Consider the following 12,322-nt stretch of genomic DNA (forward strand, 5'->3'; position numbering starts at 1 on the left):
CCGGAGGCCCTCTCCGACACGCAGCGCGAACGCGATGGTATCCCGGCCCGCGGCCGCACGCACACGATGCGCCGCGCGCCTACCGCTCGCGCGTTTCCTCCGCGTCGCCGACCGGGCGCGTCAGCCACGGCCCGATCTCCATCTCCTCGTACCGCACGAGCCGGCTCTTGCGCACGCGGCGATACGCCCACCAGATCGCGACGAACAGCGGGATCCATACATAGATCGACAACACTTCCATCCAGTCGATGCGGGCGGCGAAGAATGCCTGGTAATCCTGCCCGAGCGAGATCACGATGCAGATCGCGATCGCGAACAGCGGCCCGAACGGGAACCACTTCGCGCGATACGGCAGTTGATCGAGCCGGTAGCCCTGCTTCAGAAAGCCCTTGCGGAACCGGTAGTGGCAGACCGCGATGCCGAGCCACGCGATGAAGCCGGTGATGCCGACCGTATTGAGCAGCCACAGATAGATGCGCTGGTTGTTGGTCAGCGACGTGAGGAAGCACAGCCCGCCCACCGCCATCGTCGCGTAAAGCGCGTTGCGCGGCACGCCGCCCGGCGACAGCGTCGCGAACATCGCGGGCGCACGGCCTTCCGCCGCGAGGTTGTACAGCATCCGCGTGGCCGCATACGTGCCGGAGTTGCCTGCCGACAGCACGGCCGTCAGGATCACGAGGTTCATCGCGCCCGCGGCGAGCGGAAAGCCCGCATGGCTGAACACGAGCGTGAACGGGCTCACGCCGATGTCGGTCACGTCGCTCTTCAGCAGGTTCGGGTCGGTGTACGGCACCAGCAGGCCGATCACGAAGATCGCGAGCACGTAGAACAGCATGATCCGCCAGAAGATCTGCTTCACCGCGCGCGGGATCGTCTTGCGCGGGTTTTCCGATTCGCCGGCCGTGATGCCGACCAGCTCGGTGCCGAGAAACGAGAAGCCCGCGATCAGCGCGACGCTCATCATCGCGTGCACGCCGCCGACGAACGGCGCATCACCGGTCCTGAAGTTGCGCCAGCCGACCGGATGCCCGTTGCCGAGCAGGCCCGCCGCGATCAGCAACCCCGCCGCGATGAACGCGATCACGGTGACGACCTTGATCAGCGAGAACCAGTATTCGGATTCCCCGAAGCCGCGCACGGACAGCGTGTTCAGCAGGAAAATCAGCACCAGGAACCCCGCGCCCCACCACACGCCCGGCACGGCTGGAAACCAGTAGCGCATCACGATCTGCCCGGCGACGAGTTCGATCGCGATCGTCACTGCCCAGCTGTACCAGTAGGTCCAGCCGAGCGCGACGCCGAAGCCTTCGTCGACGTACTTCTCGCCGTAGATCGCGAACGAGCCCGACACCGGCATCAGCGCCGCCATTTCGCCGAGCCCGGTGACGACGAAGTAGACCATCAGCCCGATCGCGACATACGCGGCGATCGCGCCGCCCGGCCCCGCCTGCGCGACCGACGCGCCCGACGCGACGAACAGCCCCGTGCCGATCGAGCCGCCGATCGCGATCATCGCGATGTGGCGGCTCTGCAGCCGGCGCTTCAGCGCCGTCCCGGACGGCGCGGCCGTCTCCACTGCCGCTTGCAAAGCATCCATAGTGTTCACCCTGATTGGATTCGGGCCGCTCCGATTGATTCGGAATACCAATCGATTGGCCCGGTTATTCGCGTCGAAAACCGGTCCTGCACGCCGGGCCGCACGGCCGAGTCAGACGACGCTGCGCTTGATCGCCTGCAACTCGGCCGTCGTCACGATCTTCTCGATCCGGAACCGCTGACTCTCCAGCCACATGTTCGCGATCCGCCGGTATTCGTCGAGATCCTCGCATGCGAGCCGCACCAGAAAATCGAACGTGCCGCTGACGAGCCAGCAGTCGAGCACCGCCGGGTTGTTCCGCATCTCGTCCTCGAACGGCGCCTGCGAACGCCCGTGGTCGGCCAGCACGATCTGCGCGATCACGACGATCGGCTTGGTCGCACGCGGCGCCTTGATCACCGCGCGATAGCCTTCGATCACGCCAAGCGCCTCGAGCCGCTCCACGCGGGCCTGGCATGGACGCGGCGTGAGGTTCACGAGCTCCGACAGCTTCCGGTACGAGATCCGTCCGTCGGTGCGCAGGATGTCGAGGATCCGGAGGTCGATCTTGTCGAGCTGCATCTTCTTGTCGGTCATCGGCGTTCGCTCCGGTCGGGTCGTGGCTGGTGCGCGGAGCATCTCCTCCAGTTCCGCGCGGGGGCCACATTATCCGGCTGAAGCGGCCGCGCGCCAATCGGCTAGAAGCGCAGCGACAGGCAGGTCAGGCCGCCGTCCATCTTGCGGAACTCGCTCGTGTCGATCACATGCAGCGGCAGTCCGAGCGAGCCGATCGCGTCGTGCACGCGCGGATAGCCGGCCGGTGTGATCAGCGTGCCGTTCACGCGCAACGTGTTGCCCGCGTATTCATCGGCGGCCGAGACGGCGATCCGGCGGTAGTCGGCGAACGCCGGATGCTCGGCCAGCGCCTCGGTCACGAGCAGCGTGTCGTCGCCGAGCGCGTTGACCACCGATTTCAGATGCAGGCCGGCGCCGACCGGCACCGCGACAACGGCATAGCCGTAGCGCGACACCAGCGACTCGAACGCGGCGATGCCCTCGGCATCGGTGCGGCCCGTCAGGCCGATGTAGAAGCGCTTGCCGACCTGCATCACGTCGCCGCCGTCGAGGCGGCCCGCCTGCATCGGCAGCAGATCGCGATGCGCGCCGAGCGCTGCTTCGATGTGTGCCGTCTCGCCGCGCCGCGCGGGTGCTCCGGGGCGCGTGATCACCGCGAATTCGGGGGTGACGACGGCGACGTCCTCGACGAAGTGCGAATCGGGGAACGCTTCCAGCGGCGGCAGTTCGGTCAGTTCGACGCCGAGGCCGCGCAGCGCGTAGCAGTAAGCGTGGAACTGCGTGAGCGTCTTGTCGTAGTCGGGCGCGCCGAGCGCGGCGGTGGTGAGACCCGCGCCGCAGGACGGCGCGGGACGGCGAACGATCGCTTGCGTGAATTGCATCGACTCCTCCATGGTCACGCTGCCCCCGTGCGGCGCACGGGGCAGCTGCGTTGTGTCCGGACCATTATCGGAAGCCAAATTGCGCAATTCGCGTCGAATTCGGGCGTGCACGCAGCCGATCACGTCGAATTGCAAGCGGGACGCAGCGGATTCGGCAGACGGCTGGCGTGCGCGGCGCAAACGCGCCCTACGCGTGTAGCGGAGCGGCTGACTCGTCCGCTGCGTCCGTTATGCAGCGACAGGCACGAACCCCATTTGCGCACGCCCCAGCGCCGTCAGATTGCCCTCGCCGCCTCGTCCGTCGAAATCGACCTCGAAATGATCAGCCGGGAAATCGGGCGGGCTGTCGCCGCGCAGGAACGCGAGCCGCTGGCGCTGCAGGTACGCGTCGTTCTTCGCACAACCGGGCGCGGCCGCGATGTACATCACGTTGCTGTCGCCACTGCCGCGATGCGCATCCTCGACGGCATGCACGACGTCGCCGTGCCAGAACACCGCATCGCCCGGCTCCATGTGCGGGATCGGCACCTGCGCGTCGAGCAGCAGCGCATGCCATTCGGGCAAGATCGACAGCGCGCGCCCCGGACGCGCCCCGCACAGGTCGTCGTCGGCGACGTCGTCCTGCAGCGCACGCAGCACGACGTACGCCATTGCGTTCGAGACCGGGATCAGCTGCAGCGTGCCGTCGCCGGGCCCTTGCGGCGTCAGTGCGGTCCAACCCTGGAACGTGCGGAACATCGAGCACACGGCCGGCGACGGAATTTCCTCGACGTCGGGGCGGAACGCGGCGTCGAACGGATCGTAATCGCGCCAGCGGCCGGCCAGCACGTGGCGATAGACCTGCCGGAAATTCGCGCCGAGCCAGCGTTCGACCGAACCGCCGTCGACGTGCGGCGACAGTCCGAGCGACGTCGAGCCCGGCGGCCGGCGGCGGATCCGGTCCGCGTAGGCCGGCACCTGGTCGGGATCGAAATGCCTGCGCAGGCCGTCTGCATGACGCCACAGGCGGTTCAGGAACACGCGTGCCTGCGTGAGCGCCGGCGACTGGCGCGCCGCCACCTGCGGCTTCGACCAGTAGACGCCGTAGATCTGCGGCTTGCCCGACGCGAGATTGCCGAAATAACGGTCCTCGGCACGCGCATGCAGCCGCTCGGCGAAGCGGTTCGCATCGAGATAGGCGCCGATCTCGTCGTTCCAGTCGCGCGCCTGCTGCGCGTCGAACACACCGCGGATCACCGCCGCGCCATGCGTACGGATCGCGCCGACCGCCTGCGGATCGACGGTGCCGTTCGCGATATCCGCGAATCGCAGCACCGGAATCACGTCGCGGCCTTGCGCGTGCGCGCGGCGGATCGCGTCGACCTGCCGAGCGATGTCACCCTCCAGCTCGCGGAACGTGGCCGCGTAACCGGGCAAATCAGCGCGCAGCGCCCTTTTTGCCGTGCGGATCGCGGCCGGCAGATCGTCAATCGTCAGGTGCATCGTCGTCTCCTCGCTGAATCGTGTGTCGTGGTGAGCATTCAGCGTACGGCCGACACGTCGCCGTCATCGACACTATCCGGTCAACTATCGATACAATCCTGACAATGACTCGCTACTCGGGACGATGGCAGACCACGCACAGCTTGTTGCCGTCCGGGTCGCGGAAATACGCGCCGTAGTAGTCGGGGTGATAGTGTGGCCGCAGGCCCGGCGGCCCGTCGCAGGAGCCGCCCTGCTGCAACGCGAGCGCATGACAGCGGTCGACCTGCGCGCGCGTCGGAGCGGCGAACGCGATCGTATGGCCGTTGCCCGGTTCGGGCGCGAGGCCGTCGAGGGGCGGGCCGAAGAAGAACAGCGGCCGGTCGGTATCGGCCGGCATCCAGCCCGACCAGCCGTCCGGCTCGCTGAACTTCAGACGCAGCCCGAGTTCCGCGAACAGCGGCGCGTAGAAGTCGTACGCGCGCGCGGTATCGCTGACGCCTACGCAAACATGTGAAAACATGGCATCGCTCCCGTCGTGACGATCGATCACGATCATGCCACGGCGCGTTGCCTCGCTCGACCGGAGATCGCGATGAAGCCGCAATACGAGCATGTGACGTTCGCCACCGGCTGTTCGATCCGCGTGTATCACCGCCAGCTCGCGCGCATCCCGTTCGAATGGCATCGCCACCCGGAATACGAACTGACGCTGACGCTCAACAGCCGCGGCCAGCGCTTCATCGGCGATCATGTCGCGCGCTACGCGGACGACGATCTGGTGCTCGTGCCGCCGAACCTGCCGCACACCTGGTCGTCAAATGCGCGCATCGATCGCGATGCGCCCGAGGTCGCGCTCGTCGTCTGGTTCGACGGCGACTGGGTGCGACGGCTCGCCGACTGCTGCCCCGAATACGCGCCGCTGCGCTCGCTGCTACGGCGCGCGGCGCCGGGCCTGCGCTTCGACACCAACACGGCCCGCGCGATGCGCGCACGGCTGCCGCAGCTGCTCGATCCCGCTCCGCGTGTACGACTCGCAGCCGCGCTCGACACGCTCGCCGATCTCGCGGAAGCAGGCGGCGAGCCGCTCGCCACCGCGCATGCGTACGGCCGGCCCGACGGCACGACACCGCGCGCCGACGCGGCCGCGCCCGAAGCCGAGCGCCTTGATCGCGTGCTCGATGCGATCGACCGGCGCTTCCACGAACCGCTGCGCATCGATGCGCTCGCCGCTGCCGCGCACATGTCCGAGCGCACGTTGCAGCGCCTGTTTGTCCGGCATCTCGGCGAAAGCGTCGGCCGCTACGTTCAACGGCTCAGGCTTGCGCACGCGTGCCGTCATCTCGTCGGTACCGACTGGCCGATCGCGACAGTGGCCGCGCGCTGCGGCATTCCGAATGCCGCGAACTTCAACCGCCAGTTCCTCGCCGCGCGCGGAATGACGCCGGGCGCGTACCGGCAGTTCTTCCTGCAGCACGGCCACGCGCCCGACGAAGACGCGCCGGCGCTCGACACGCGGCCGCCGTCGCTGGAGCGTCGCGCGAATCCGGAGCACAAATGAAAACACCCCGGCGGGATAAACCCACCGGGGTGTCGGGGCGTTGCGATTGCCCGGCGCTAGCGGCCTTGCGGCCGTTCGCGCCGCGCACGACTTAACGTGCGTTGAGCGGCTTCGCTTCGCGCGGCGTGTCGCCGATGAACAGCTGACGCGGACGGCCGATCTTCTGTTCCGGATCCGCGATCATTTCGTTCCACTGTGCGATCCAGCCGACCGTACGTGCCATCGCGAAGATACACGTGAACATCGACGTCGGGATGCCCAGCGCGCGCTGGACGATACCCGAGTAGAAGTCGACGTTCGGGTACAGCTTGCGCGACACGAAGTATTCGTCTTCCAGCGCGATCTTCTCGAGCTGCATCGCGAGCTTGAACAGCGGGTCGTCGTGCAGGCCGAGTTCGTTCAGCACTTCGTAGCACGTTTCGCGCATCAGCTTCGCACGCGGGTCGTAGTTCTTGTACACGCGGTGGCCGAAGCCCATCAGCTTCACGCCCGAATTCTTGTCCTTCACCTGCTTGATGAATTCGGGGATGTTGTCCGGCGAACCGATCTGCTCGAGCATGTTCAGCGCGGCTTCGTTCGCACCACCGTGCGCCGGGCCCCACAGACATGCGATACCGGCAGCGATACATGCGAACGGGTTCGCGCCCGACGAGCCGGCCAGGCGGACCGTCGACGTCGATGCGTTCTGCTCGTGATCGGCGTGCAGGATCAGGATACGGTCGAGCGCGCGAACGAGCACGTCGTTGACCTTGTACTCTTCGCACGGGTTCGAGAACATCATGTGCATGAAGTTCGCGCTGTACGACAGTTCGTTCTTCGGATAAACGAACGGCTGACCAATGCTGAACTTGTACGCCATCGCGACGAGCGTCGGCAGCTTCGCGATCATGCGGATCGCCGACACTTCGCGGTGACGCGGATCGTTGATGTCGAGCGAGTCGTGATAGAACGCCGACAGCGCGCCGACGGCCGCCACCAGCACCGCCATCGGGTGCGCGTCGCGGCGGAAGCCACGGAAGAAGAAGTGCATCTGCTCGTGCACCATCGTGTGCTTCGTGACGGTGTCGACGAATTCCTTCTTCTGCGCCGCGTTCGGCAGTTCGCCCTTCAGCAGCAGGTAGCAGGACTCGAGGAAGTCTGCGTTCTGCGCGAGGTTGTCGATCGGGTAGCCGCGGTACAGCAGTTCGCCCTTGTCGCCGTCGATGTACGTGATCGCCGAATTACAAGCTGCCGTCGACATGAAGCCCGGGTCGTACGTGAACTTACCGGTCTGGCCGTACAGCTTGCGGATGTCGATCACGTCCGGGCCCATCGTACCCTTGTAGATCGGCATTTCGACGCTCGGCGAGTTGTCGCTGAACGATAGCGTGGCTTTAACATCAGACGGAGTCATGGCACATCCTCAATCGAAATAAAGAAACGGGATTCGATAACGGGCGTAACGCGTTACACGTTGCGCAGCATCTCCAACAGCCGGTGAATGTCCGGGCTGTCTAGGTCGCCTTCTGGTTCCTTGCGCGCGAGGAGCAAGTCCATCAGGTCGTTGTCGCTCAGATCGAGCAGGCGCGACAACGCGCCTACGTCTGCATCGGTGAGGTCATGCTCGTATCTGCTGAAGAAACGCTCAAAGATGATGTCGTTTTCCAGCAGACCCCGCCGCGCGCGCCAGCGGAGGCGCGCGCGACGGTGCGGGTCGGATTGATGCGAATCGTCGCTCATCACAAACGTCAAACCGCGCGACGAACCATCAGTTCCTTGATCTTGCCGATCGCCTTCGTCGGGTTCAAGCCCTTCGGGCAAACGTCGACGCAGTTCATGATCGTGTGGCAACGGAACAGACGGTACGGGTCTTCCAGGTTGTCGAGGCGCTCGCCGGTGGCCGTGTCGCGGCTATCCGCGATGAAGCGGTACGCCTGCAGCAGGCCGGCCGGGCCGACGAACTTGTCCGGGTTCCACCAGAAGCTCGGGCACGACGTCGAGCAGCTCGCGCACAGAATGCACTCGTACACGCCGTCAAGCTCGTCGCGCTCTTCCGGCGACTGGAGGCGTTCCTTCTCCGGCGGCGGCGCGTCGTTGATCAGGTACGGCTTGATCGAGTGATACTGGTTGAAGAAGTGCGTCATGTCGACGATCAGGTCGCGCACGACGGGCAGGCCCGGCAGCGGACGCAGCACGATCTTCTGCGGCAGGTCGTTCAGGTTCGTCAGGCACGCCAGACCGTTCTTGCCGTTGATGTTCATCGCGTCGGAGCCGCACACGCCTTCGCGGCACGAGCGGCGGAACGACAGCGTCTCGTCCACGGCCTTCAGCTTGACCAGTGCGTCGAGCAGCATGCGCTCATGCTGGATCTCGAGCTCGTACGTCTGCATGCGCGGCGCCGCGTCCTTGTCCGGATCGTAGCGGTAGACTTCAAAAATGCGTTTTGCCATTTCGGATTCCTTTGACTCGGCTTAGAACGTGCGCGGCTTCGGCGGCACGGAGTCGACCGTCAGCGGCTTCATTTGAACCGGCTTGTAGTCGAGGCGATCGCCTTCGCTGTACCACAGCGTGTGGCGCAGCCAGTTGTCGTCGTCGCGGTGTTCGTAATCGCTGTGTGCGTGCGCGCCACGGCTTTCCTTGCGCGCTTCCGCCGACACCATCGTCGCGCGCGCGACTTCGATCAGGTTCTCCAGCTCGAGCGCTTCGACGCGCGCGGTGTTGAACACCTTCGACTTGTCCTTCAGGTGGATGTTTTCCACGCGCGCCTTCAGGCCGGCCATCTGATCAACGCCTTCCTTCAGCAGTGCCGACGTGCGGAACACGCCTGCGTGCTTCTGCATCGTCGCGCGGATGTCGTTGGCGACGTCCTGCGTGTACTCGCCCGAGGCCGACTTGTCGAGCTTGTTCAGACGCGCCAGCGAGAATTCGCCTGCATCGGCCGGCAGCGGCTTGTGTTCCTTCTGGTTCTTCACGTGCTCGACGATGTGGTTGCCGGCCGCACGGCCGAACACCACGAGGTCCAGCAGCGAGTTCGTGCCGAGGCGGTTCGCGCCGTGCACGGACACGCACGAGCACTCGCCCACTGCGTAGAAGCCGTTGACCGGATCCTTGTGGCCACGCGACGTGCCGACGACCTGACCATGGATGTTGGTCGGGATGCCGCCCATCTGGTAGTGGATCGTCGGGACGACCGGGATCGGTTCCTTGATCGCATCGACGTTCGCGAACTTCAGCGCGATTTCGCGGATCGACGGCAGACGCTTCATGATCGTCTCGGCGCCGATGTGCGACAGGTCGAGCAGCACGTGGTCCTTGTTGGGACCGACGCCGCGGCCTTCCTTGATTTCCTGGTCCATCGAACGCGACACGAAGTCACGCGGCGCCAGATCCTTCAGCGTCGGGGCGTAGCGTTCCATGAAGCGCTCGCCGTTCGCGTTGCGCAGGATGCCGCCTTCGCCGCGCACGCCTTCGGTGATCAGCACGCCCGCGCCGGCCACGCCGGTCGGGTGGAACTGCCAGAACTCCATGTCCTGCAGCGCGATGCCCGAGCGTGCAGCCATGCCGAGGCCGTCGCCGGTGTTGATGAACGCGTTGGTCGATGCCGCGAAGATCCGGCCTGCGCCGCCCGTCGCGAACAGCGTCGTCTTGCCTTCCATGATGTAGACGTCGCCCGTCTCCATCTCGAGGGCCGTCACGCCGAGCACATCGCCTTCCGCGTCGCGGATCAGGTCGAGCGCCATCCATTCGACGAAGAACTGCGTCTTCGCCTCGACGTTCTGCTGGTACAGCGTGTGCAGCAGCGCGTGACCGGTACGGTCGGCGGCCGCGCACGCGCGCTGGACCGGCTTCTCGCCGTAGTTCGCGGTGTGGCCGCCGAACGGACGCTGGTAGATCGTGCCGTCCGCGTTACGGTCGAACGGCATGCCGAAGTGTTCCAGTTCGTACACGACGTTCGGTGCTTCGCGGCACATGAACTCGATCGCGTCCTGGTCGCCGAGCCAGTCGGAACCCTTGATCGTGTCGTAGAAGTGGAAGTGCCAGTTGTCTTCGCTCATGTTGCCGAGCGACGCGCCGATGCCGCCCTGTGCGGCCACCGTGTGCGAACGGGTCGGGAACACCTTCGACAGCACGCCGACCGACAGGCCCGCACGCGACAGTTGCAGCGCTGCGCGCAAGCCCGAGCCGCCCGCGCCGACGATCACCACGTCGAACTTGCGGCGCGGCAGGGAAGTTTTGATTGCAGCCATTCTTTACACTCTCCAGAGAATCTGCGCGGCGTAGCCCGCACATGCGAGCAGCCAGACGATGGTCAGCGATTGCAGCAGCAGGCGCACACCGACGGGCTTCACGTAGTCCATCCAGATGTCGCGCACGCCGACCCATGCGTGGTAGAAGAGGGAAAGCAGCGTCACGAAGGTCGCGAGCTTCATCCATTGCGCGGAGAAGATCGATGCCCAGCCTTCGTACGAGAAGTCGTGCGCGCCGAAGAACAGGACGAGCAGAATGACCGTGTAGACCGCCATGATCGTGGCGGTGACGCGCTGCGCGAGCCAGTCGCGCAGGCCGTAGTGAGCGCCGACGACGAGGCGCTTCGAGCCGATTCGGTTATTGGCTGCCATTTTCTTAGAATGCTCCGAACAGTTTGAGTGCCATGGCGATCGTCAGGGCGATCGAGACGACAAAGACGACGACGGCCGTCCGCTTGCCGCCTTCCTTCGAGACGGCGTCGTGGTTGACGTCCATCAGCAGGTGGCGAATGCCGGCGCAGAAATGGTGGAGGAACGCCCAGGACAGCGCGAGGACGATCAGCTTGACGACGATGTTGGAGAGGAAAGCCTTGAAGACTTCGAAGCTGAGCTCGGAGGTGAGACTCTGGTCGAAGAGGAACAGCAGGAACGGCAGGAACAGGAACAGCAGCGCGCCGCTGACTCGATGGAGGATCGACAATATCGCCGCCAAGGGCATGCGATATTTCATCGTGATATCGCCGAATCCGATGTTCCGGTATTCCGGCCTCGGCTTTCTTACTGCGTCAGTCATGCTAGACCCCTACTATGTTGTCACACTAATCCGCGATTTTAGCGCCTTTTTATATCGCGCTGCAGCGAAAGTCTGCTCTGGATCATTACGCGAACGGGAATAAAGGCGGCCCGAAACGTGCTACGCGAACATGGGGAGTACGCGCACACGCTGCTTGTGCCGATACGTCGTCAGCTCAAGTCATTCTGATAGTAATACCCGGTTGTGACATACCAGCCGCGTCGCACTTCCACCGGCCGGTCTCCGTATGTATAGGACACGCGCTCGACCGATAGCAAAGGAAAACCGGCCGGCACGTGCAGCAGGTCGGCCACCGCCGGCTCCGCCGCCACCGCGCGAATCTTCTCCGTCGCGCGGATCATCCGCGTGCCGAATTCCGTCTCGAACATCGCGTAGAGCGGCCCCTTGTACTCGCTCAGCCGCTCGAACGTGAGCCCGCGGAACATCGCGCCCGGCAGCCAGATCTCGTCCAGCACCGTCACTTCGTTCTCGAACTCCAGCAGGCGGCGCACCTGCACGACGGGGTCGGCCGGCTTCAGCTCGAGTTGCCGCGCGATCTCGGCCGGCGCGCGCAGGCGTCGGCATTCGAGCAGGCGGCTCACGTGCGGATGCTCGGCACCGTCGTCGGCCAGCAGACGCAGGAAGCGGAACTGCGCGCGATCTTCGTTGTGCGTCGCAACAAACGTGCCCTTGCCCTGCCGCCGGACCACGAGGTTTTCCGCAGCCAGTTCGTCGATCGCCTTGCGAACGGTGCCCTGGCTGACCTTGTAACGGGCCGCGAGCTCCACTTCGCTCGGAATGATTTCGCCCGGCTTCCACTCGCCGGACTCCAGGCTTTGCGTGATCAATGACTTGATCTGCTGGTATAACGGGCTGAAGGTCGGCGACGGCGACGCGACAGGCGCCGGCACGGAATCGGCCGCGCCCGGCTGCCCTGGGCCGCCTGCGCCGGTCGGATTCGCGTTGTTCGCCTGGTTCGATGTCATGGCGCGCATTTCATCACAAACCGCGCTTTTCCGTCCACTCAAATTCCGCAAAACATCTGTCTTATATAAGACATATGATACCGTTTGACTTTGGGCCCGTCGGCTCCTACACTCCGGGGCGAGCAAGGGTTCGCGGGTGCAAAACGCGTCCCCGGCTACGTGCCACGGCCGTCTCCAGGTTCACCGCGTCTGCCTTTCGCGAGTCCTCCGCCCTGCTTCAATGCAACGCTACGCGTAACGCGCATAGAATGGCGTTTTGCCT

General features: G+C 65.1%; 13 protein-coding genes. 1 reads left to right on the forward strand and 12 read right to left on the reverse strand.

Annotated elements, in window-relative coordinates; translation table 11 throughout:
* Nucleotides 1-79: 79 nt before the first annotated feature.
* The 5 genes from ACT2FV_RS06945 to ACT2FV_RS06965 form a co-directional block, all read right to left on the reverse strand.
* The gene (locus ACT2FV_RS06945; RefSeq protein ID WP_301845673.1) at nt 80-1,597 is read right to left on the reverse strand and encodes an amino acid permease; all 1,518 of its coding nucleotides are present in this window, start codon (nt 1,595-1,597) and stop codon (nt 80-82) included.
* 111 nt (nt 1,598-1,708) lie between these two features.
* On the reverse strand, nt 1,709-2,173 hold the full coding sequence (locus ACT2FV_RS06950) for an Lrp/AsnC family transcriptional regulator (RefSeq protein ID WP_059524722.1): 465 nt from the start codon (nt 2,171-2,173) through the stop codon (nt 1,709-1,711).
* Between the two features lie 101 nt (nt 2,174-2,274).
* The gene (locus ACT2FV_RS06955) at nt 2,275-3,033 is read right to left on the reverse strand and encodes a dimethylarginine dimethylaminohydrolase family protein (protein WP_444503520.1); all 759 of its coding nucleotides are present in this window, start codon (nt 3,031-3,033) and stop codon (nt 2,275-2,277) included.
* 228 nt (nt 3,034-3,261) lie between these two features.
* A complete protein-coding gene (locus ACT2FV_RS06960; protein WP_444503521.1) occupies nt 3,262-4,515 on the reverse strand; it encodes a DUF1479 domain-containing protein in 1,254 nt (417 codons plus the stop codon).
* Between the two features lie 112 nt (nt 4,516-4,627).
* Nucleotides 4,628-5,017, reverse strand: coding sequence for a VOC family protein (locus ACT2FV_RS06965; RefSeq protein WP_124628513.1), 390 nt, complete (start codon nt 5,015-5,017; stop codon nt 4,628-4,630).
* Nucleotides 5,018-5,089: 72 nt separating this feature from the next.
* On the opposite strand from ACT2FV_RS06965, the gene ACT2FV_RS06970 reads away from it, so the two are divergent.
* Complete coding sequence (locus ACT2FV_RS06970; protein WP_151050116.1) at nt 5,090-6,055, forward strand: helix-turn-helix domain-containing protein; 966 nt, start codon at nt 5,090-5,092, stop codon at nt 6,053-6,055.
* Between the two features lie 91 nt (nt 6,056-6,146).
* On the opposite strand, the gene gltA is transcribed toward ACT2FV_RS06970, so the two are convergent.
* The 7 genes from gltA to ACT2FV_RS07005 all read right to left on the reverse strand — a co-directional run bounded on the left by gltA (nt 6,147) and on the right by ACT2FV_RS07005 (nt 12,069).
* The gene (gene gltA, locus ACT2FV_RS06975) at nt 6,147-7,448 is read right to left on the reverse strand and encodes a citrate synthase (RefSeq protein WP_050011289.1); all 1,302 of its coding nucleotides are present in this window, start codon (nt 7,446-7,448) and stop codon (nt 6,147-6,149) included.
* Nucleotides 7,449-7,501: 53 nt separating this feature from the next.
* On the reverse strand, nt 7,502-7,774 hold the full coding sequence (locus ACT2FV_RS06980; protein WP_011355742.1) for an FAD assembly factor SdhE: 273 nt from the start codon (nt 7,772-7,774) through the stop codon (nt 7,502-7,504).
* Between the two features lie 8 nt (nt 7,775-7,782).
* Nucleotides 7,783-8,484 carry a succinate dehydrogenase iron-sulfur subunit gene (locus tag ACT2FV_RS06985; protein WP_011658352.1) on the reverse strand — a complete coding sequence of 234 codons (702 nt, stop codon included), beginning with the start codon at nt 8,482-8,484 and terminating at the stop codon, nt 7,783-7,785.
* A gap of 21 nt (nt 8,485-8,505) precedes the next feature.
* The gene (sdhA, locus tag ACT2FV_RS06990; protein WP_151052550.1) at nt 8,506-10,281 is read right to left on the reverse strand and encodes a succinate dehydrogenase flavoprotein subunit; all 1,776 of its coding nucleotides are present in this window, start codon (nt 10,279-10,281) and stop codon (nt 8,506-8,508) included.
* Between the two features lie 3 nt (nt 10,282-10,284).
* A complete protein-coding gene (gene sdhD, locus ACT2FV_RS06995) occupies nt 10,285-10,653 on the reverse strand; it encodes a succinate dehydrogenase, hydrophobic membrane anchor protein (RefSeq protein ID WP_006399546.1) in 369 nt (122 codons plus the stop codon).
* A gap of 4 nt (nt 10,654-10,657) precedes the next feature.
* Nucleotides 10,658-11,074 (reverse strand): succinate dehydrogenase, cytochrome b556 subunit, encoded by a 417-nt coding sequence (gene sdhC, locus ACT2FV_RS07000; RefSeq protein ID WP_059601793.1) that lies wholly within the window; start codon nt 11,072-11,074, stop codon nt 10,658-10,660.
* A 170-nt stretch (nt 11,075-11,244) separates the two neighbouring features.
* Nucleotides 11,245-12,069, reverse strand: a complete 825-nt coding sequence (locus ACT2FV_RS07005; RefSeq protein WP_082728923.1) for a GntR family transcriptional regulator — start codon at nt 12,067-12,069, stop codon at nt 11,245-11,247.
* Between the last annotated feature and the right edge of the window lie 253 nt (nt 12,070-12,322).

The organism is Burkholderia sp. PR2 (genome assembly GCF_052372875.1).
Lineage (GTDB): Bacteria > Pseudomonadota > Gammaproteobacteria > Burkholderiales > Burkholderiaceae > Burkholderia > Burkholderia diffusa.

Excerpts from the sequence above, each read along its gene's own strand:
- ACT2FV_RS06945 (WP_301845673.1), bottom strand. The coding sequence starts at position 1,597 with ATGGATGCTTTGCAAGCGGCAGTGGAGACGGCCGCGCCGTCCGGGACG.
- ACT2FV_RS06950 (WP_059524722.1), bottom strand. The coding sequence starts at position 2,173 with ATGACCGACAAGAAGATGCAGCTCGACAAGATCGACCTCCGGATCCTC.
- ACT2FV_RS06955 (WP_444503520.1), bottom strand. The coding sequence starts at position 3,033 with ATGCAATTCACGCAAGCGATCGTTCGCCGTCCCGCGCCGTCCTGCGGC.
- ACT2FV_RS06960 (WP_444503521.1), bottom strand. The coding sequence starts at position 4,515 with ATGCACCTGACGATTGACGATCTGCCGGCCGCGATCCGCACGGCAAAA.
- ACT2FV_RS06965 (WP_124628513.1), bottom strand. The coding sequence starts at position 5,017 with ATGTTTTCACATGTTTGCGTAGGCGTCAGCGATACCGCGCGCGCGTAC.
- ACT2FV_RS06970 (WP_151050116.1), top strand. The coding sequence starts at position 5,090 with ATGAAGCCGCAATACGAGCATGTGACGTTCGCCACCGGCTGTTCGATC.
- gltA (WP_050011289.1), bottom strand. The coding sequence starts at position 7,448 with ATGACTCCGTCTGATGTTAAAGCCACGCTATCGTTCAGCGACAACTCG.
- ACT2FV_RS06980 (WP_011355742.1), bottom strand. The coding sequence starts at position 7,774 with ATGAGCGACGATTCGCATCAATCCGACCCGCACCGTCGCGCGCGCCTC.
- ACT2FV_RS06985 (WP_011658352.1), bottom strand. The coding sequence starts at position 8,484 with ATGGCAAAACGCATTTTTGAAGTCTACCGCTACGATCCGGACAAGGAC.
- sdhA (WP_151052550.1), bottom strand. The coding sequence starts at position 10,281 with ATGGCTGCAATCAAAACTTCCCTGCCGCGCCGCAAGTTCGACGTGGTG.
- sdhD (WP_006399546.1), bottom strand. The coding sequence starts at position 10,653 with ATGGCAGCCAATAACCGAATCGGCTCGAAGCGCCTCGTCGTCGGCGCT.
- sdhC (WP_059601793.1), bottom strand. The coding sequence starts at position 11,074 with ATGACTGACGCAGTAAGAAAGCCGAGGCCGGAATACCGGAACATCGGA.
- ACT2FV_RS07005 (WP_082728923.1), bottom strand. The coding sequence starts at position 12,069 with ATGCGCGCCATGACATCGAACCAGGCGAACAACGCGAATCCGACCGGC.